At 70.2% G+C, this 18,695-nt stretch carries 17 protein-coding genes; 10 read left to right on the top strand and 7 right to left on the bottom strand.

Annotation, left to right across the window (positions count from 1 at the left end):
- The first annotated feature begins 18 nt into the window (after positions 1 to 18).
- Positions 19 to 1,134 carry an NDMA-dependent alcohol dehydrogenase gene (locus tag ABZ215_RS04865; protein ID WP_237337277.1) on the top strand — a complete coding sequence of 372 codons (1,116 nt, stop codon included), beginning with the start codon at positions 19 to 21 and terminating at the stop codon, positions 1,132 to 1,134.
- A 33-nt stretch (positions 1,135 to 1,167) separates the two neighbouring features.
- Here the strand turns inward: ABZ215_RS04865 and ABZ215_RS04860 are convergent, their stop codons facing one another.
- Positions 1,168 to 2,565: a hypothetical protein gene (locus tag ABZ215_RS04860; RefSeq protein WP_354947789.1), complete on the bottom strand. Its 1,398-nt coding sequence runs from the start codon at positions 2,563 to 2,565 to the stop codon at positions 1,168 to 1,170.
- 264 nt (positions 2,566 to 2,829) lie between these two features.
- On the opposite strand from ABZ215_RS04860, the gene ABZ215_RS04855 reads away from it, so the two are divergent.
- The 3 genes from ABZ215_RS04855 to ABZ215_RS04845 all read left to right on the top strand — a co-directional run bounded on the left by ABZ215_RS04855 (position 2,830) and on the right by ABZ215_RS04845 (position 6,971).
- The gene (locus ABZ215_RS04855) at positions 2,830 to 5,154 is read left to right on the top strand and encodes a molybdopterin cofactor-binding domain-containing protein (RefSeq protein ID WP_237337279.1); all 2,325 of its coding nucleotides are present in this window, start codon (positions 2,830 to 2,832) and stop codon (positions 5,152 to 5,154) included.
- A 10-nt stretch (positions 5,155 to 5,164) separates the two neighbouring features.
- A complete protein-coding gene (locus ABZ215_RS04850) occupies positions 5,165 to 5,641 on the top strand; it encodes a (2Fe-2S)-binding protein (RefSeq protein WP_020421029.1) in 477 nt (158 codons plus the stop codon).
- Positions 5,642 to 5,771: 130 nt separating this feature from the next.
- Entirely contained in the window at positions 5,772 to 6,971 is a 1,200-nt protein-coding gene (locus ABZ215_RS04845; protein ID WP_237337280.1) for a helix-turn-helix domain-containing protein, read from the top strand.
- On the opposite strand, the gene ABZ215_RS04840 is transcribed toward ABZ215_RS04845, so the two are convergent.
- On the bottom strand, positions 6,968 to 7,225 hold the full coding sequence (locus tag ABZ215_RS04840) for a DUF4235 domain-containing protein (protein WP_354947787.1): 258 nt from the start codon (positions 7,223 to 7,225) through the stop codon (positions 6,968 to 6,970). The two genes, ABZ215_RS04845 and ABZ215_RS04840, sit on opposite strands and share 4 nt — an antisense overlap.
- 132 nt (positions 7,226 to 7,357) lie before the next feature.
- On the opposite strand from ABZ215_RS04840, the gene ABZ215_RS04835 reads away from it, so the two are divergent.
- The 5 genes from ABZ215_RS04835 (at position 7,358) to ABZ215_RS04815 (ending at position 10,929) form a co-directional block, all read left to right on the top strand.
- Positions 7,358 to 7,726 (top strand): cold shock domain-containing protein, encoded by a 369-nt coding sequence (locus tag ABZ215_RS04835; protein WP_020421026.1) that lies wholly within the window; start codon positions 7,358 to 7,360, stop codon positions 7,724 to 7,726.
- A gap of 37 nt (positions 7,727 to 7,763) precedes the next feature.
- The gene (locus tag ABZ215_RS04830; RefSeq protein WP_020421025.1) at positions 7,764 to 8,954 is read left to right on the top strand and encodes a zinc-dependent alcohol dehydrogenase; all 1,191 of its coding nucleotides are present in this window, start codon (positions 7,764 to 7,766) and stop codon (positions 8,952 to 8,954) included.
- A gap of 136 nt (positions 8,955 to 9,090) precedes the next feature.
- A complete protein-coding gene (locus ABZ215_RS04825; protein WP_020421024.1) occupies positions 9,091 to 9,768 on the top strand; it encodes a PAS and ANTAR domain-containing protein in 678 nt (225 codons plus the stop codon).
- Between the two features lie 55 nt (positions 9,769 to 9,823).
- Positions 9,824 to 10,288 (top strand): SRPBCC family protein, encoded by a 465-nt coding sequence (locus tag ABZ215_RS04820; protein ID WP_020421023.1) that lies wholly within the window; start codon positions 9,824 to 9,826, stop codon positions 10,286 to 10,288.
- Positions 10,288 to 10,929 carry a UdgX family uracil-DNA binding protein gene (locus ABZ215_RS04815; RefSeq protein WP_237337283.1) on the top strand — a complete coding sequence of 214 codons (642 nt, stop codon included), beginning with the start codon at positions 10,288 to 10,290 and terminating at the stop codon, positions 10,927 to 10,929. The genes ABZ215_RS04820 and ABZ215_RS04815 overlap by 1 nt, the downstream gene beginning before the upstream one ends.
- 294 nt (positions 10,930 to 11,223) lie before the next feature.
- Here ABZ215_RS04815 and ABZ215_RS04810 read toward each other — a convergent pair whose 3' ends face one another.
- The 5 genes from ABZ215_RS04810 to ABZ215_RS04790 are packed head-to-tail and all read right to left on the bottom strand — an operon-like array spanning position 11,224 to position 17,347.
- On the bottom strand, positions 11,224 to 11,787 hold the full coding sequence (locus ABZ215_RS04810) for a hemerythrin domain-containing protein (RefSeq protein WP_020421021.1): 564 nt from the start codon (positions 11,785 to 11,787) through the stop codon (positions 11,224 to 11,226).
- Between the two features lie 34 nt (positions 11,788 to 11,821).
- The gene (locus tag ABZ215_RS04805) at positions 11,822 to 13,099 is read right to left on the bottom strand and encodes a cytochrome P450 (protein ID WP_354947784.1); all 1,278 of its coding nucleotides are present in this window, start codon (positions 13,097 to 13,099) and stop codon (positions 11,822 to 11,824) included.
- Positions 13,096 to 13,998 carry an alpha/beta hydrolase gene (locus tag ABZ215_RS04800; protein WP_237337285.1) on the bottom strand — a complete coding sequence of 301 codons (903 nt, stop codon included), beginning with the start codon at positions 13,996 to 13,998 and terminating at the stop codon, positions 13,096 to 13,098. Before ABZ215_RS04800 ends, ABZ215_RS04805 begins: the two co-directional genes overlap by 4 nt.
- Before the next feature lie 34 nt (positions 13,999 to 14,032).
- On the bottom strand, positions 14,033 to 16,057 hold the full coding sequence (locus ABZ215_RS04795; protein ID WP_020421018.1) for a CocE/NonD family hydrolase: 2,025 nt from the start codon (positions 16,055 to 16,057) through the stop codon (positions 14,033 to 14,035).
- Between the two features lie 6 nt (positions 16,058 to 16,063).
- Positions 16,064 to 17,347, bottom strand: a complete 1,284-nt coding sequence (locus ABZ215_RS04790) for an ATP-grasp domain-containing protein (protein WP_354947781.1) — start codon at positions 17,345 to 17,347, stop codon at positions 16,064 to 16,066.
- 65 nt (positions 17,348 to 17,412) lie between these two features.
- Between ABZ215_RS04790 and ABZ215_RS04785 the strand changes: the two genes are divergently transcribed.
- The gene (locus tag ABZ215_RS04785; protein ID WP_354947779.1) at positions 17,413 to 18,471 is read left to right on the top strand and encodes a DNA polymerase ligase N-terminal domain-containing protein; all 1,059 of its coding nucleotides are present in this window, start codon (positions 17,413 to 17,415) and stop codon (positions 18,469 to 18,471) included.
- Positions 18,472 to 18,695: the final 224 nt, after the last annotated feature.

Below are 18,695 nucleotides of genomic sequence, written 5' to 3'. Positions count from 1 at the left end.
CACAAAGAGGTGATCGGTGTGAAGACCAAGGCCGCTGTCCTGCACTCCGCGGGCAAGCCGTTCGAGATCGAGGAACTCGAGCTCGACGGTCCCCGCGACGGTGAGGTCCTGATCAAGTACACGGCCGCCGGGCTGTGCCACTCGGACCTGCACCTGATCGACAACGACCTCGTGCCGCGGTTCCCGATCGTGGGCGGGCACGAGGGCGCGGGCATCATCGAAGACGTCGGGCCGGGCGTCACCAAGGTCAAGCCCGGTGACCACGTGGTCTGCTCGTTCATCCCGAACTGCGGCACGTGCCGCTACTGCGCCACCGGCCGGTCGAACCTGTGCGACATGGGCGCCACGATCCTCGACGGGCACATGCCCGACGGCAGCTTCCGCTTCCACCGCGGCGGCACCGACTACGGCGCCATGTGCATGCTCGGCACGTTCTCCGAGCGCGCCACGATCTCCCAGCACTCCGTGGTCAAGGTGGACGACTGGCTGCCGCTGGAGACCGCGGTGCTGGTGGGCTGCGGTGTGCCGACCGGGTGGGCGACGGCCAACTACGCCGGCGGCGTGCGCGCGGGCGACACGTGCGTCGTGTACGGCATCGGCGGGATCGGCATCAACGCGGTCCAGGGCGCGGCGCACGCGGGCGCGGCGAACGTGATCGCGGTCGACCCGGTCGCGTTCAAGCGCGAGAAGGCGCTGGAACTGGGCGCGACGCACGCGTTCGCCTCGGCGGACGAGGCCGCGGCGAAGGTGGCGGAGCTGACCTGGGGCCAGATGGCCGACCAGGCGCTGATCACCGTCGGCACGGTGGACGAGCAGGTCGTGACCGACGCGTTCAACGTGATCGGCAAGGGCGGCACGGTCGTCATCACCGGCCTGGCCAACCCGGAGAAGCTGACGGTGCACCTGTCCGGCGGCGTGATGACCCTGTTCGAGAAGACGGTCAAGGGCACGCTGTTCGGCTCGGCCAACCCGCAGTACGACATCGTCCGCCTGCTGCGCCTCTACCAGGCCGGGCACGTGAAGCTCGACGAGCTGGTGACCAAGCGGTACTCGCTCGAAGAGGTCAACGAGGGCTACCAGGACCTGCGCGACGGCAAGAACATCCGTGGCGTGATCATGCACTCGGCGGACTGAGCGCGCACCCGTGAGGGCGGGGGCTGCCCGCCCTCACGGGTCGATCAGCGGCTGGAACGCCGCGCGCACGTCGGCGTCCGACGGCGTCACGTACACCTGGCTCGGCGGGATGTCCACGGCCAGGTCGACGTAGGTGGTGTAGTGCAGCACCGGCGGGCAGGACGCGCCGCCGATCTCCACGCGGGTGTCGGTGACCAGCCGCCCCGTCTTCACCTCGTACACGCGCACCGGGATCGCGATCTTCCGGAAGGACACGTCCTGGTAGCCGTACAGGCTCAGGCCCGACTCGTAGGGACACGACCGGACTTCGGCGCCGTAGTCCGTGGTGCCCGCGCAGATCACCGCCACCGCGTCGGCCGGGCCGCCCGCCCGCCACTCCGCGGGGAACCGGCCGAGGTGCTCGTCGTCGCCGAAGACCAGCGCCCGGTTCGGCCCGTCCCCGTAGGGCGCCGCGCCGCTGTAGGGCGCCGGGTGGTCGCAGTACTCCGGTTCCGCGCCCGGGTACGAGACCTCCAGCAGGTCACGCACGTTCGCCAGCTCGATCGCCTGGGTCGCCCTGGTCACGCCGTCGCCGGCGCGCGCGGTGAGTTCGTGGCCGGGGTACTGGTCGAGGATCTGCTGGTACCGGTCGCGGGCGCGGGGCCAGTCGTCCGCCGCCATCAGCCGGTCCGCGCACCCGGCGAGCGCGGCGGGCGCGACCCGCGGCACCACGCCGGCGGCGTGGTCCAGCACCGGGCCGCGCGCGCCCTGCCGGAGCCAGTCGGTGATCGCGGCGGTGCCGCACGGGTCGGGGACGGGCAGCCGGCCGGTGAAGCGGTCCAGCACTTCCCGGATCCGCTGGTCCTGGCCGGGGATCGCGCGCACGTCGGCCAGTGTCGCGAACGCGCGCTCCAGGTTCGCGGGGTCGCCGCCGAGGGCCTTGCCGAGCTGCGCTTCGGCCGCCAGCAGCAGACGGCAGGCGCGGACGGTGTCGCCGGTTCGCGCGGTCAGCGGCGCGTCGGCCACCGCGTGCCCCGCCCACAGCCCGTCCAGCGCGGCCAGCGCCCCCGGGCAGTCGCCGCGGCCGTGGGCTTCGATGGCGTCACCCTCGATGCGGGCGGCGTCGAAGCGCAGCAGCCCGACGGCCAGCAGCACCGGGAGCGCGACGGCGAGACCGGTCAGCCGTTGCCTGCCGGCGCGCGCCGGGCGCTCGGTGCGCCGGGCCAGGTGCCAGCCGTGCGCGGCCAGAGCCGCCCACCAGACGAGCACGACGATCTCGAACGACAGGGTCCGCACCGCCAGGGCGAGCACCGTGACCAGCGCGATCGTGACCAGGCCGGTGAGGACCGCGAGCCGTCGGCGACCGAGCAGCAGGTAGCCGGCGCCGAGCAGCGAGGCGTTGCCGAGCGCCGCGGCCAGTGGGTCGGCGGCCTTCGTGTGGGGCTGGACCATGATCGTCAGTGTCGGGGCGGGAACCGGTCCCGGGGGCTGCCGCGGCATCAACCTGCCAGCCGCGCGATTGATCGACTGTCGCGATCAGTGGGCCGTCCGGCGCAACCAGATACGACGTTCGGCTGTGTCCGCGTCACAGTTGTGTGGCATGAGACTGTCACCCCGTCACAGAGATGCCCCGGCACGGCTACGGATCGTTGACCACCGCCGAACCCGATTCCTATCGTGACCGCGATCAACGTGGATCTCGGAAGGACACTCTCGATGGCGCATCAACGGCGATCGCCCGCGCCCGGGGACGGTGCTCCGTCCCTGGAACGGCGCCGGTTCCTCGGCTACCTCCTCGCGGCGCCCACCCTCGCGGTGGCGGCGAAGCTCGGTGGTGATCTGGCGTCCCCGGCCCCGGCCGAAGCCGCGATCCCCACCCTCCCCGGCGCCGCCGACATCCTGGACCTCGGCGACGCGCTGACGCTCGCCGCGATGCCGACCTCCAACCTCATCGCGATCCAGCTCAACCGCGACGGCACGGTCTCCTTCGCGGTGCCGCGCGCCGAGGTCGGCCAGGGCATCACCACCACCATCGCGATGCTCATCGCCGAGGAGATGGACCTGCCGCTGAGCAAGGTGGGCGTCAACCTCGCCGACGCCCGCCCCGAGCTGGTCTTCAACCAGCTCACCGGCGGCTCCAACTCGGTGCGCTCGCTCTACACCCCGGTCCGCACCGCGGCCGCCATCGCGCGCGCCCGCCTCCTGGCCACCGCCGCCGAGCAGTGGAAGGTCGACGCCGCCACGCTCACCACCCGCGACGGCGTCATCCGCAGCGCCACCGGCCGCACCGCGACCTACGGCTCGCTCGCCGAAGCCGCCGCCAGCGCCCGCACCGCGGAAACCAGCGCGACGCTGAAGAAGACCTCCGAGTTCCGCATCATCGGCAAGCCCACCGGCCGCATCGACGCGCTCGAGGCGGTCACCGGGCGCAAGCAGTTCACGATGGACCTCCAGGTCCCGAACGCCAAGCCGACGATGGTCTGCCGCCCGCCGACGATCAACGGCACGGTCAAGGCCGTCCGCAACCTGGCGGAGGTGAAGGCGATGCCGGGCGTCACCGACGTCGCCACCGTCTCCACCGGCGTCGCCGTGCGGGCCGAGACCTTCGGCCAGTGCATCGACGCGATCCGGGCGCTGAAGGTGGACTGGGGACCGGGCACAGTGGACGGTGAGACCGACGCCTCGGTCGAGCGGAAGCTGCGCGCCGCCGCGCTGCCGATGACCGTGCCGCCGGTGCTGACCCAGTCGATCGACGCCGAGTTCGTGTTCGCCTTCGCCAGCAACAGCGCGCTGGAGACCAACTGCGCCATCGCCGACGTGCGCGCCGACCGCGCCGAGATCTGGTCCGGTCTCAAGTCGCCGATCACCACGCAGGAGCAGATCGCGCTCAAGCTCGGCCTGCCGATCCCGGCGGTCAAGGTGCACGTCGTCACCGGCGGCGGTTCCTTCGGCCGCAAGCTGTTCGGCGACGCCGCGCTCGAAGCGGCGGAGATCTCGAAGAAGATGGGCAAGCCGGTCAAGCTCATGTGGCACCGCGCCGACGACGCCCGCCACGGCCGCACGCACCCGATGTGCATCTCCCGCGTCCGGGTCAACCACGCGCTCGGCAACGTCGTCAGCTACGAGCAGCGGCACACCAGCGTCACCACCGACTTCGGCCACGGCCTCGGCGAGATCCTCACCGCCGTCGCCGCGAAGCTCCCGGTCGGCGACATCGGGTTCTCCCAGACGGTGTTCATGCTGTCCACGCAGATGCCGTACAACTTCGGCGCCGCCACGCAACTGCTCAACGAGGTGCCGCTGAAGTTCCACACCTCCAGCATGCGCAACGTCTACTCGCCCAACGTGGTCTGCGCGCGCGAGCTGATCGTCGACCAGCTGGCCGCGAAGATGGGCCAGGACCCCCTGACCTTCCGCCGGAACTTCCTCAAGGACGACCGCATCCGCAAGGTCCTCGACAAGGCCGCCGAGGTCGGCAACTGGGGCCGCAAGATGCCCGCAGGCACCGCGCAGGGCATCGCGCTGCACTACGAGTACAAGAGCGTCAGCGCGGTCCTGATGGAGATCGACTGCCGCCCGGAGACGGTCAACCGCAAGATCCGCAACGGGGTCGCCGGCCCGCGCGTCACCAAGGCCGTCGCGGTCGTGGACGCCGGACTGCCGATCAACCCCAAGGGGCTGGAGGCGCAGACCATCGGCTGCGTCAACGACGGCATCGCGATGGCGCTCACCTCCAGCCTGCACATCGACAACGGCCTGCCGCTGGAAGCGAGCTGGGACAACTACTTCTACACCCGGCAGTGGAACACGCCGCCGGAGATGGAGGTCGTGGTCATGCCCGCGACCACCGGCGAGCCCGGTGGCGCCGGGGAGCTCGCCGTCGCCAGCTCGTTCGCCGCGGCCGCCTGCGCCTACGGCCGCGCGGTGGGGAAGATGCCGACCCGCTTCCCGATCAACCACGGCACGCTGAGCTTCGAGCCGAAGCCGAAGGTGCCGCCGGTGCCCGAATCGCCGGTCGACGGCCTGGCCTACACGTTCTGAGGAGCCTTCGTTGTCCCAACACACATTCCTGGTCAACGGCACGCGGGTCACGGTCGACGCCGACGACAAGGTCCGGTTGCTCTGGGTGCTGCGCGACCTGCTCGGCATCACCGGTCCGAAGTACGGCTGCGGCATCAACGTGTGCAAGGCGTGCACGAGTCACATCAACGGCAAGGCGTTCAACCCGTGCTCGGTGCCGGTGTCGGCGATCGGCCCGGACGACGAGATCACCACGATCGAAGGCCTGGCCGACCCGGCCACCGGTGAGCTGCACCCGATGCAGCAGGCCTGGATCGACCGGGACGTCGCGCAGTGCGGCTACTGCCAGCCCGGCCAGATCATGGCGGCCATCGCCAAGGTCAAGCAGGCCCGCGCCGAGGGACGGGAGATCAGCGACTCCGACTTCGAGGAGATCCGCAACATCTGCCGCTGCGGCACCTACTCCCGCATCCGGGAGGCGGTGAAGTCCGCGGCCAGCCAGATGTGAACCGCACTTGCGGCACCAGAGCCCCGCAACCCGCCGCGGTTGCGGGGCTCTGTCATGCCAATGCGCAACGTTGGACACTTTCGTGTTAGATGTCCACTCGCGAGCCCTCGACGGGGAGGACGGACATCTCATGAGGTACACGGGCGCCGAACCCGCGGTGGCCGGTCTGGCCGGCCGGGCACTGACGCGGTTGCCGGAGATGACCAAGGCGACCTACGAGCAGATCGTCGAGGAGATGGCCGTCTACCGCGAAGAGCGGTTCGTCTCGCACGCCGACCTGTTCGCCTCGTGCCGGGACAACTTGCAGTTCCTCGTCCGCGCACTGGCCGAGCCCGGCGCGCCCGACCTGTCCAAGGCGCGGGCGACCGGGCGCGAGCGCGCGCTGGCGGGGGCGCCGTTGCCGGAGATGCTGCGCGCGTTCCGCATCGGGTTCACCGAGGTGTGGCAGTGCTTCGTCGAGTTGACCGCGCCCGCGCAGGACGTCGCGACCCTGGTCTCGGCGACCACCGCCATCTGGGACCTGATGGACGACTACATCGAGGAGCTCACCTCGACCTACCGTGCGACGGTCGCCGAGATCAGCCGCACGAGGCAGAACCGCAGGCTGGCGCTCGTAGAGGCCCTGTTCACCGGCGGCAGCACGACCGAGGGCACGCTGTGGGACATCGCGCGGATGCTCGACCTGCCGCTGGAGGGCTCGTTCGTCGTCGTCGCCGCGGAAACCCCCGGGCTTGGTCAGGAAGCGCTGCCGCTGATCGAGGTCCGGCTGCGGGAACGGCACCACGCGTCGGCGTGGCGGCTCACGCCGGAGCTGCAGATCGGGGTCGTGTCGGTGCGCGATCCGGACCAGGTGCTGGAGCTGCTGCGGGAGAACCCGCGCGGCCGGGTCGGGATGAGCCCGGTGTTCACCGGCCTCGGCGACACCGCCCGCGCCCTGCACCTGGCGCGGGTCGCGTTGTCCAGCCTGCCCGCGGGGACGAAGGACGTGGCGCGGTTCCACGAGTCGCCGCTGGCCGGGCTGGTGGCGAGCGACCCGGAGGCGTCGGCGCAGCTGGCCGGCCAGGTGCTGCGGCCGATCCTGGAGCTGCCCGGCGAGGAGAGCAACGTGCTGCTGCTGACGCTGCGCGCGTGGTTCGACTGCGGCGGGTCGACCAAGCAGATCGCGGAGCGGGTCTACTGCCACCCGAACACGGTGCGGCACCGGTTGAAGCGGATCACCGACGTGCTGGGCCGGTCATTGAGCGACCCGTCGGACATCGCGGAACTCGGCACGGCCCTGCGGGCACTCGCCATGTTCGGCGACTCAGCCCGCAGAGCCGTGCGGAGCTAGTCCAGCCGCTTGCCGGTGGCCTTGGTGTACGCCTTGGCGCCGGCGCGGTCGACCGCCGCCTTGACGCCGCCGAAGATCGCTCCCTGCAGCACCGCCGCGAGGAGCACCTCCTTGGTGGAGTAGTCGGACGACGTGGCCTCCGGCGCGTCGTCCTCGCCGGTCGCCGCCTTCCAGGCCTGCTTGAACAGCATCCCGGCGAGCACCCCGCCGAGCGCGCTCACGGCCAGGCTCAGCGGTTTGTACAGCAGTTTCATCCCGTCACCTCTCCACAGTGCACCCGGCTCCACCCGTCCGGGTACCCGGAGTTCCGTTCCGTGACACTTGCACGTTGTGCAGGCGCGGCCAGGGGCGTACTTTGGCGCGATACTTCGCCGGGAGGGTGGCTGGTGGTAAGGGGCAAGGTCGTCCGCTTCGACGACATGCGCGGGTACGGTTTCGTGGCGCCGGAGGGGGGTGGCGAGGACGTCTTCATGCACGTCAACGACCTCGACGTGGACAAACGCCTGATCGCCCCCGGCGTGGTCGTGGAGTTCACGGTCGAGGACGGCGAGCGCGGGCTCAAGGCGTCGGGCATCCGGCTGGTGCGCCAGGCCGGCGACGACGACGGCGAGGACCCGTACGTGACCCGCGACTTCCGCGGCGAGCTGACGGAGGCGCTGCTCACCGGCGTCCCGACGCTCACCGCCGAGGAGGTCCTGCGGGTCCGCCGCGTCGTCCTCGAACTCGTCCACGACCACGGCTGGCTCGGCGGCTAGATGTTTTCCCGCCCGTCGTGCGGGCACACGAACGGGCATGAAGGCTGTTACCTGGCACGGCAAGCGTGACGTCCGCGTCGACGAGGTCCCGGACCCGCGGATCGAGGAACCCACGGACGCCATCGTCCGCATCACCTCGACCGGCATCTGCGGCTCCGACCTGCACCTGTACGAGGTGCTCGGGCCGTTCATGGGGGAGGGCGACATCCTCGGCCACGAGCCGATGGGCATCGTCGAGGAGGTCGGCTCCGGTGTCACGAACATCAAGCCGGGCGACCGGGTCGTGGTGCCGTTCAACATCTCCTGCGGCCACTGCTTCATGTGCGACCAGGGCCTGCAGTCGCAGTGCGAGACCACCCAGGTGACCGAGAAGGGCAAGGGCGCCGCGCTGTTCGGCTACACCAAGCTCTACGGGCAGGTGCCCGGCGGCCAGGCCGAGTACCTGCGCGTGCCGCAGGCCCACTACGGGCCGGTCAAGGTGCCCGAGGGCCCCTCCGACGAGCGGTTCGTCTACCTCTCCGACGTCGTGCCCACCGCCTGGCAGGCCGTCGAATACGCGGGGATCCCGGACGGCGGCAGCGTGGTGGTGTTCGGGCTCGGCCCGATCGGGCAGATGTGCTGCCGCATCGCCGCGCACCGCGGCGCGGGCAAGGTGATCGGCGTCGACCTGGTGCCGGAGCGGCTGGCGCTGGCCGAGCGGTACGGCTTCACCACGGTGGACGCCAAGGCGGTGAAGGACGTGCCGGGCGTGGTGCGGGAGATGACCGGCGGCCGCGGCGCGGACTCGGTGATCGACGCGGTGGGCATGGAGGCCCACGGCGCGCCGCTGGGCAAGCTGACCCACCAGATGGTGGGGCTGCTGCCGGACCAGATCGCCGCGCCGCTGATGGAGAAGGGCGGCGTGGACCGGCTCGCGGTGCTGCACCAGGCCATCGCCACGGTGCGCCGCGGCGGCACGATCTCGCTGTCCGGCGTCTACGGCGGCATGCTCGACCCGCTGCCGATGATGGACCTGTTCGACAAGCAGATCCAGCTGCGGATGGGCCAGGCGAACGTGCGGCGGTGGATCGACGACGTGCTGCCGCTGGTGAGCGACGACGCCGACCCGCTCGGCGTCGAGGACCTCGCCACCCACAAGCTGCCGCTGGAGGACGCGCCGCGCGCCTACCGGATGTTCCAGCAGAAGCAGGACGGCGCGATCAAGATCCTCCTGCAGCCTTCGGCGTGACGAACGCGGCACGCGAGGATTTCCGGACAGCGGAGCGTAGCCCCGGATGATCACCCGGCTATGATCTGGCTCCCTGGGATTGTCCAGCAGCGTGGCACCCGTGTTCGATCAACTCCACTGCAGGAGCCGTACACGCATGTCCACGCCCCGGAAGCCGGACCCCTTGTCCGACCTGCCCGCAGGCCAGAGCGCCGATCAGGTCGGGATGTACCACTGGGACATCCGCGCCGCGAAGTGGACCTGGTCCTCGGAGATCCACCTGATGTACGGCTACCAGCCCGGCTCGGTCGAACCGGGGCTGGACCTGGTCACCAAGCACGGCCACCCGACCGACCGGCGCCAGCTGGCCGAGGTGTTCGACGAGGCCCGCCGCACCGGTCAGCCGTTCAGCGCGCAGCAGCGCATCCTGGCCGCGGACGAGAGCACCCGCGCGGTGGTCGTGGTCGGCGACGTCGAGGAGGAGGACGGCGAGGTCGTCGGCGTGCACGGGTACTACGTAGACCTGACCACGGCCCGGATCCGCGAGGCCGAGCAGCTGTCCGAGCTGGCGGGCGAGGCGGCCGGGCTGCAGCGGGCGATGGCCTCGCGCGCCACGATCGAGCAGGCCAAGGGCATGATCATGCTCGCGTACGGGCACGACTCGGCGGGCGCCTTCGAGCTGCTCATCCGCGTGTCGCAGCAGAGCAACGTCAAGCTGCGCGACCTGGCCGACCGGCTCGTCGAGGCCGTGCACGCGTCCGGCCAGCCGCCCGCGCAGGCCCGTGCCCACCTTGAAACGATTCTGGCGCGCTTGTCGGCCGCGGAGGACGTGTAACCGGCGAGTCTCGAGGTACCCGGAACGTGACACGGGTGAAAGGAGACATGCCGAAATGAGCACGATCACCGAGTCCGTTGACGTGAACGTCGACGTCCGCACCGCCTACAACCAGTGGACCCAGTTCGAGTCCTTCCCTGAGTTCATGGAGGGCGTCGAGGAGATCCGCCAGCTCGACGACACGCACACGCACTGGGTGACCAAGATCGGTGGCGCGAAGCGCGAGTTCGACGCGACGATCACCGAGCAGCACCCCGACGAGCGGGTCGCCTGGCGGTCCGACTCCGGCCCGAGCCACGCCGGCGTCATCACGTTCCACCGGCTCGACGACCACAAGACGCGGGTGACCGCGCAGATGGACATCGACCCCGAGGGCTTCGTCGAGCAGGCCGCCGACAAGCTCGGCATCCTGGACCGCCGCGTGCACGGCGACATGGAGCGCTTCAAGGCGTTCATCGAGAAGCGCGGCGGTCAGGAGACCGGCGCGTGGCGTGGTGACGTGGACCGTCCCGGCAGCTGATGGCCACCAAGACGCAGCGGACCGCCGCCGAGTTCGTGCCGGACAGCCGATCGCTGGACCGGCTCCGCTCGGCGGCGCTCGGCTGTCAGGGATGCGACCTGTACCGAGACGCCACCCAGACCGTGTTCGGGGACGGGCCCGCGCCGGCGAAGGTCATGATGCTCGGCGAGCAGCCCGGGGACCGCGAGGACGTCGCGGGGGAGCCGTTCGTCGGGCCGGCGGGCCGGTTGCTGGACCGGGCGCTGGAGGAGGCCGGGGTCGACCGGTCGCAGGTCTACGTCACCAACGCGGTCAAGCACTTCAAGTTCGTGCGGGCCGACCGGGGGAAGCAGCGGATCCACAAGAAGCCCTCGCGCGGGGAGATCGTGGCGTGCCGTCCCTGGCTGGTCGCGGAACTGGAGGCCGTGCAGCCCTCGGTGGTGGTCCTGCTGGGGGCGACCGCGGCTTCATCGCTGATGGGCCCGTCGTTCCGGGTCACCGCCCATCGTGGGGAGTTGCTGCCGGCGCCGGAGGAGTTCTCCGGGCGGCCGGAGCGGGTGCTGCCTACCGTGCATCCGTCGTCGGTGCTGCGGGCTCCGGATCGGGACGAGGCGTTCGCCGCGTTGGTGAAGGATTTGCGGGCTGTGCCGTCGGTGATGTGACCTGGGGTGGGCTGGGGTCGCCTCGCTTCGCATCGGCGGGGATTTTGGCTGGGCGGGCCCTTCGTTTTTCAGCGTCTTACGGTGCGGTGGGCGCGTCAAGGGCGCCTTCGGCGTCGCTGCGCGATGGGGCTTCGCCCCACCCTTGACCCGCCCACCGCACCGCAAGGGATGGCGGGGACGAAGGGGCAGGGAGGGGTTTAAGGGTCTTGGTGGGCGTTGGGTGCCTTGGGTCGCTGTTGCTTGCTCAGAAGCAAGGCCCCTCGCCTGTTGGTGAGGGGCCTCTTCGTTCGGCTGTCAGGTGTTGCGCTTGCTCAGGCCGTCGCGGATCTTGTCGATGAAACCGGCCCCGGGATCGAGGATCAGATTCATCGGCGGGCGGTCCGGCGCGGCCGGGTGCGGGCGGGTCGGCGCCATCTTCTTCGCCTTCGCCACCTTGTCACCCAGGTCGCGCAGCTCGTCCGGCGAGCAGGCGGACTGCAGCTTCGGCAGCAGGTCCTTCTCCTCGTCCTCGATGTGGTGCCGGATGTCGTCCATCAACTGGCGCATCAGCTCGTCAAACCGCGGGTCGGTCGCCGGCACGTCCTCCAGCTGCTTCATGACCTCCTCGGCCTCCGCGTGCTCCTCCAGCTCGTGGTCGGCCAGCTCGTCGCCGTTCTCCAGGTACTTCCGCGCCGCCGGGTACATGAACTGCTCCTCGGCGACCGAGTGGCGCACCAGCTCGGCGATGACGTGGTCGGCCAGGTCCCGGCGGTGCTCGGGAGTGCCCGCGCCCGCCTCCAGCTCGGTGAAGACGCGTTCGATGTGGCGGTGATCGGAGATGATCAGCGCGATCAGATCGGGTTTCTCTGCGGCAGTCATGCGACTGCGGTACCCGTACGGGTGGAACCTAACCTCACGGATGCGCGGTCAGGCGCAACGAAAAGTTGTCGAACGTCGCGGGCAGCGGGCGGCCGGGGCCGGGCTTGGGGGAGGAGTCCACTGTGTAGTCCCGGTCCCGGATCATCGTGGCCAGGACCGTCGCGCTGGTGAACAGCACCAGGTTCTTCGCCGGGCACTCACCCGGCCCCGCGCTGAACGGCACCAGCGACGGCTCCTCCTGCGCCCGCCCGTCCAGCCAGATCTCCGGCACGAAGCTGTGCGCGTAGGACAACCGGGAATCGTCGCGGTGGAACAGCGGCGCGAACACCAGCAGCCCCGTCCCCACGGGCACGCGGTGGCCGTGCCAGTCCAGCTCCTTCGTCGTGTCCCGCAGGATCGCCGGCGTCGTCGGCCACAGACGGACCGTGTCCAGCACGCACGCGCGCAGGTAACCCAGCTCGGCGCCGGACGCGAGGTCCTGCCGCGCCTTCTGCCGCTGGGCGGGATGCGTAGCGAGCAGCGCCAGGGTGCGGAAGGTGACCATTCCGGCGGCGTCGAACGCGAACAGCCAGTGCCCGATCTGGCTGGCCACCTCGTCGTCCGCCGCGAGCCCGCCGGCCAGGCTGTCCTCCGGCGCACGGGCCAGCAGCGCACGCACCCGGCCGAGGAACTCCTCCCGCAGCCTGCGCCGCCGCGGCAGCAGGTACGACCAGTTCGCCGCCAACCGCAACCGCTCCAGCAGGTCGGTCGTCGTCTGGTCGTCGCGGGCGTGGTCGCCGAACACCACCCGGCGCACCATCCGCCACCACACCGGCGCGAACGTGTCCCAGTCGAGCGGACCCGGGCCCAGCGCCGCGAACTCGTCCGCGACCTTGGCCTGCACCGACGGCGCCAGGTGGTGGGTGGGGCGGCTCGTCTCCAGCGCGCGCTCGGTCCACGCCCGGCGGCGGTCGCGTTCCGGCCCCTCGGAGATCAGCACCCCGTGCGGCTGGAACTGCGACAGCGCCTTCTTCTTCTCCAGGTTCGCCGGGGTGAACGGCTCCGGCGACTCCGCCAGCACCCGGCCGACGTCCTCGGGGGAGAGCACCAGCGCGAACGATCGGCCGGGCACCGCCAGCCGCAGCAGGCCGTCACCGTGGCGGGCCCGCAGCTTCTGCAGCGTCTGCACCGCGGAGGCGTCGGCCTGCATCTTCTCCAGCAGGGTCATGACCCGCGGCCGCCGCTTGATCACCCCGCCCGCGAGCGTGGGTCCGACCACGCCGGCGAACACCTTCGCCGTCTCCGCCACCGAGGCCGTGGGCAGTCCGTTCATCGGGTCACCAGCTCCGCGATCCGGTCCAGCGCGTGCTTCGCCTCCGGGATGTTCGCGATCATCCACGCGTGGAACATGCCGCCGTACTCCCAGTACTCCAGCGGCACACCCTGCTCCTTCGCCTTGTCGTAGAGGTTGCGCGCGTCGGCCAGCAGCACGTCGCGCGTGCCGATGAAGCAGCTCAGCGCGCCCAGCCCGCGCAGATCCCCGTTGATGGGGCTGACCAGCTCGTTGGCCGGGTCCAGGCCGCCGGCGTACAGCCGCCCGGCCTCCCGCAGGCCGGTGACGCCCAGGTACGGGTCGTGCCGGTCGTACTCGGGCAGCGCAGGGTCGGTCATCGTGATGTCCAGCCACGGCGACAGCATCACGACCTCCTTGGGCTGCGGCCTGCCCTCGTCACGCAGCGCCCGCGCCAGCACCAGCGACAGGCCGCCGCCCGCCGAGTCGCCCATCAGGACCTGGTCGCGCGGGTCGACGTCGCCCAGCACCTCCTTGTAGGTGGCGTGGATCATCGACAGCGTGTCGTCGTAGTGGCTGCCCGGCGCCAGCGGGTACAGCGGCGCGGTGACCGCGCAGCCGGTCCTGGCGATCAGCCGGGCGAAGAACTTCCAGTGGTCACCCTGGATCTGGTGCACGTACGCGCCGCCGTGGAAGTACAGGACGTGCCGGCTGGTGGCGTTCGCCCGCGGGCGCAACGTGTACACCGGGTGACCGTGCACCTCGGCGCGGTCGACGTCGACCTGCTTGCGCACCGCGGGGGGCGGCAGCGCGTTTTCCCGCTGCTGCCGCGGCCCCATGCTCTTGTGCAGCGCGTCCACGTCGGTGAACGTGCGTTTGCGCCCGGTCAGGAGCATCTCGGCGATCAGCAGTTTGGCGTGCAGGCTCGTCTTCCCGATCACCGGTTCCGGTTACCCCTGCTCCTCCGGCGCGAAACTAGACCAGGTCGCGGGGGAACCTGCGGTGCCAGTTGCGGGAGAACACCCGGTTCGCGCCCTCGTAGCCGTCCAGCGTGGCGTGCAGCACGAACTCCTCCGGCGTGCACGACAACACGGTGTGCGTCTCGGTGCGTGCTTCCCAGTCGCCGCGCGCGAACGTCATGCTCCACTTCGTCTCCCCGCGCACCGAGGCGAAGTCGTCGGCCACCGAGCTGTAGCGCTCGTAGGCGCGCCGGGAGATCTCCAGGTCGTGGTCGTCCAGGCGCACCGTGCCCGAGTCCTTCACGATCTCCAGCGCCGAGCGGTATTCCACCAGGTCACGGGACACCGTCCAGCGCTGCTCGCCCGGCTGCAGCACGGTCGTGGTCATCGGCGGCGATCCCTCGGGCTCGCCGAACACCGGCCCGGTCACCTCGTCCGACTCGCGGATCGGCCGCACCGGCAACGTCAGGGAGCTGCCGGGCGTGTGGACGGTGAGCCGCGCCGGTTCCGGGGCCGGCCACGCCAGCGGCCAGTACGAAGTGGACAGTGAGAGCCGGATGCGGTGGCCGGGCGGGAATGCCTGCGCGACACCGTTGAGTTCCAGCTCCACCTGGTAGCGCTTGCCCGGCTCCAGCGGCCGCGGCTCGTGGTTGCTGTCGCGGTGGGTCAGGTTCAGCAGGCCGTAGGTGATGCGGGTGGCCCGCCCGTCGGGGTGCACGTCGGACAGCCGCGCCGCGACCATCGCGACCGGTTTGTCCACCGACAGTTCCAGCCGCACCTTCGGCGCGCCGAGCACCTCGCACGTCTCGGTCAGCTCGTCGCCGTCGAACACCAGCGAGCCGCCGTCCTCCTCGCGCTGGTCGTAGGGCAGGTCCGGCGGGGCGTTGTAGGAGGCCCACTTGCCGGCGAACTGCCCCACCGACAGCGGCGACTCGACGTGCAGCGCGCTCTCCGGCACCTCCTCGTCCGGGCGCGCGATGCGGTGCTGCGCCAGCGGGTAGGTGCGCCAGTCGATGTGCGGCGAGGGCCACTGCGGCTCACCGACCCAGCGGCCGGGGCGCTCCTCGTAGGACGTCGACGGCGGCACGCTGTCCTGCATCCAGGTCAGCAGCATCGGCCCGTCCATCGCGCCGTTGTCGCGGTCCTTGAGCCAGTGGTCCCACCACTTCACGACCTCCTGCAGGTACCCGATCGCGGGGCCGGGCTGGCCGAGGTGCGGGTACTTGTGCGACCACGGCCCGATCAGGCCCTTGCGCGGCACGGACAGGTTGGCCAGCAGGCGGGTCACGGCGTTGGAGTAGCCGTCGGCCCATCCGCTGGAGGCGAGCACCGGCACCTGCACGTCGCTGTAGTTCTCGCACACCGAGGCGTGGCACCAGTACTCGTCGCGGCGCTGGTGTTCCAGCCAGGTGTCCACCCACGGGCCGACGCCCTCGGCGCGTTCCAGCCACATGTCGCGCCAGCGCTCGCCGACCAGCGCCGGGTCGGGCGGCAGGGTGCTGTAGGCGAACATCGTCCCGGCCTCGCCGAGGTTGTCCGACAGCATGCAGCCGCCCATGTAGTGGAAGTCGTCGGAGTAGCGGTCGTCGGTGAACGACGAGATGACGATGGCACGCAGGCTGGGCGGTTTCCGCGCGGCCACCTGGAGCGCGGCGAACCCGCCCCAGGAGATGCCCATCATGCCGGTGCGGCCGTCGCACCACGGCTGGTCGGCGATCCAGGCCAGCACGTCCTCCGCGTCCTGCTGCTCCTGTTCGAGGTACTCGTCGGCCAGGACGCCCTCCGACTCACCCGTGCCCCGCAGGTCCACGCGCACGCAGGCGTAGCCGTGGCCGGCGAGGTACGGGTGGTGGACGGAGTCCCGGACGGCGGTCAGGTCCCGCTTGCGGTACGGGATGTACTCGAGGATCCCGGGGACCGGTTCGTCGTCGGCCGACACCGGCCGCCAGATCTTCGCGGCCAGTCTCGTGCCGTCCGACACCGGTATCCAGACGTGCTCTTCCTGAGTGATCTCGTACGGCAGGGAGCGGACCTCCCGCATATCCGATCAAACCTCCTCGAACTCGAACTTCAGCGAGTCGATGGTGCGCTGGTACTTGTCCTTCAGCTCGGCTTCGCTGTCCGCGCCGACGTAGACGAAGGCGAGTTCGAAGCTGTAGCTGTCCTGGGCGTCCATTTCGGACAGGCGCTGGCCCTCGGCGGGCACGATGTCGACCTCGACGCCCGGGATGTCCCGCTGCAGCTGCTGGATCTCCTCCTCGGTGGGGATCCGCTTGACGACGCCGTCTTCGAAGCGGCGGTGGTACCACTTGGCCGCGATCTTGTACTTGCCCTTGTCGTGCGGCATGTTCGGGCGGCGGCCGAGGCCGAGCTCGATCATGTTGTAGTGGTCGGGCACGCCGTCGACGTCTTCGAAGATCTCCGCGTGCGACTGCGAGTGCCGCGGGTTGATCTCCAGCAGTTTCACGTCGCCGGTTTCGGGCTGGCAGAAGAACTCGATGGAGAACGTCGAGTTGTTCAGACCGATCTGCTCGATGACCTCCTTGGAGACGTCGAGCATCTTCTCCACGATCGGCGCGGGCAGCTGTGAGGGGTACTGGTGGCGCAGGAACGACGAGCTGTCCGGGTAGTTCAGCGAGTCCAGCGCGCCGTAGACGACGACCTCGCCGTCGTGGACGTAGCCCTCGGTGGCGGCCTGCTGCCCGGTCATCTCCTCTTCGGCGAGCGCGGCGAGCGCTCCGGCGTCGGCGATCTCCGGCGGGATGTCGACGCCGGTCACCTGGTCCAGGATGTACTGGAACGGTTTGCCGACGCGCCCGATGCCGGCGCGGATCTCCTCGACGGCCTCGGTGAAGTCGTCCTCGTCCTTGACGTGGAAGGCCAGCTCCGAGGAGAACGACTTGACCGGCTTGAGCCACATCGGGAACGACAGGCCCTCCGGCGGTTTGGGGTCGCCGTCGAGGTCGACCAGCGCGAACTTCGGGATCGCGTCGGTGGCCTTCTGCTGTTCGAGGCGGCTCCAGTACTTGTGCTCGCACTTGAGCACGCCTTCGAGGTTCGGGGTGGGCAGGCCGAAGCGGCGGCCGAGGATCGGGACCATCGTGGTCACCGGGAAGTCCCAGTAGCCCACCACGGCGCCGATTTCGCCGTCGAAGGTCTCCAGTTCGGTCACGGCTCTGTCGATCAGGTCGGCGATGGGGATCTCGCCCTCCTGCACGTCCGCCTGCGTGAGGAGCTGGTGGTAGCGGTAGTTCTCCGCCCCCGGCACGCGTCGCAGGGTACGCAGGTTCGCGTCGTCGAGTCCCAGCACGAAGATGTTGGTTTCGCTCACCACGAGTTGATCCCCGTTGTCGGGAATCGGTAAACACCGGCGGGTGACGGGGGTAACCTCGCGACGTGCCCGATCTCAGCGAGTACCGGCGGAAACGCGATCCGCAGCGGACGCCGGAACCGATGCCCGACCGGGTGGTGCCGAAGGGTGACGACGACGTGTTCGTGATCCAGGAGCACCACGCCCGCCGGCTGCACTGGGACGTGCGTTTCGAGCGTGACGGGGTCCTGGTTTCGTGGGCGGTGCCGAAGGGGCTGCCGCAGCGCCCCGGACCGCCCCGGCTGGCGGTGCACACCGAGGACCACCCGCTGGAGTACGCGACTTTCGAGGGCGAGATCCCGAAGGGCGAGTACGGCGGCGGGAAGATGTTGATCTGGGACCGCGGCACGTACGAGGTGCTGCACTGGAACGACCACAAGGTCGAGGTCGACATGCACGGTTCCCGGGTGCGGGGCCGGTTCCTGTTCGTGAACAGCCACAAGGCGGATTCCCGGGACTGGCTGGTGCGCCGGATCGACAGGGGTAGCGGCGAGGAGCTGCCGGAGTTCGTGAAGCCGATGCAGCCGCGACCGGGTTCGCTGCCACCGGACGAGGACGGCTGGGCGTACGAGTTCCGCTGGCAGGGGGAGCGGGTGCAGGTCCGGGTGGAGGGCGGCAGGATCACGGTGCGTGACCGGACGGGCGAGGACGTCACCGTGTTGTTCCCGGAGTTGCGCACACTGGGCGAGTCGCTGGGGGCGACGGAGGTCCTGCTGGACGGGGAGCTGATCGTGCTGGAGGAGGGCAGGCCCAGTCGGAAGGCGCTCAAAACGAGGGTGACGGCGGAGCCCCGATCGGTGAAACGACTGGCCGAGCGCTCCCCGGTGCTGTTCCTGCCGTTCGACGTGCTGCACGTGGATGGGAAGTCGCTGCTGGACCAGCCGTACCGGAAGCGCCGGGCGAGACTGCGGAAGCTGAAACTGGCCGGAGAGTACTGGCGAACGCCGGATTCCTATGACGGCGGCGGGGCGGACGTGCTGGCGGCCAGCCTGGCGAACGGCCTGGGCGGAGTGACCGCGAAGCGCCTGGATTCGGTATATGAGGCCGGAAAACGAAGCGAGGCCTGGCGAACGATCGCCAAGTAGCAGCAACCCCCACCACAAATGCCGCCCGGCAACGAAACAAGACGGACCACCCCACCCCACAACCGCCACCCGGCAACTACGCCCAGACCACCCCACAACCGCCAGCCGGCAACGTAAAAGCAAGCGACTACCCCAACCAGACCTCCCCCGCCCCCGATCCACAGCCGATCTTTAGTCGCCGACCAGGGTTGTCAAGGCACGCTTTCCCGCCTTGACAACCCTGC

This window comes from Amycolatopsis sp. NPDC006131 (genome assembly GCF_040614175.1).
Taxonomy (GTDB): Bacteria; Actinomycetota; Actinomycetes; order Mycobacteriales; family Pseudonocardiaceae; genus Amycolatopsis_E; species Amycolatopsis_E tucumanensis.
Note: the sequence above shows the minus strand (reverse complement) of the source record. Positions and strands in the feature narration are given on the sequence as shown.

Coding starts and splice junctions, on each gene's coding strand:
- ABZ215_RS04860 (WP_354947789.1), bottom strand. CDS start 2,565: ATGGTCCAGCCCCACACGAAGGCCGCCGACCCACTGGCCGCGGCGCTC.
- ABZ215_RS04855 (WP_237337279.1), top strand. CDS start 2,830: ATGGCGCATCAACGGCGATCGCCCGCGCCCGGGGACGGTGCTCCGTCC.
- ABZ215_RS04845 (WP_237337280.1), top strand. CDS start 5,772: ATGAGGTACACGGGCGCCGAACCCGCGGTGGCCGGTCTGGCCGGCCGG.
- ABZ215_RS04840 (WP_354947787.1), bottom strand. CDS start 7,225: ATGAAACTGCTGTACAAACCGCTGAGCCTGGCCGTGAGCGCGCTCGGC.
- ABZ215_RS04830 (WP_020421025.1), top strand. CDS start 7,764: ATGAAGGCTGTTACCTGGCACGGCAAGCGTGACGTCCGCGTCGACGAG.
- ABZ215_RS04825 (WP_020421024.1), top strand. CDS start 9,091: ATGTCCACGCCCCGGAAGCCGGACCCCTTGTCCGACCTGCCCGCAGGC.
- ABZ215_RS04820 (WP_020421023.1), top strand. CDS start 9,824: ATGAGCACGATCACCGAGTCCGTTGACGTGAACGTCGACGTCCGCACC.
- ABZ215_RS04815 (WP_237337283.1), top strand. CDS start 10,288: ATGGCCACCAAGACGCAGCGGACCGCCGCCGAGTTCGTGCCGGACAGC.
- ABZ215_RS04810 (WP_020421021.1), bottom strand. CDS start 11,787: ATGACTGCCGCAGAGAAACCCGATCTGATCGCGCTGATCATCTCCGAT.
- ABZ215_RS04805 (WP_354947784.1), bottom strand. CDS start 13,099: ATGAACGGACTGCCCACGGCCTCGGTGGCGGAGACGGCGAAGGTGTTC.
- ABZ215_RS04795 (WP_020421018.1), bottom strand. CDS start 16,057: ATGCGGGAGGTCCGCTCCCTGCCGTACGAGATCACTCAGGAAGAGCAC.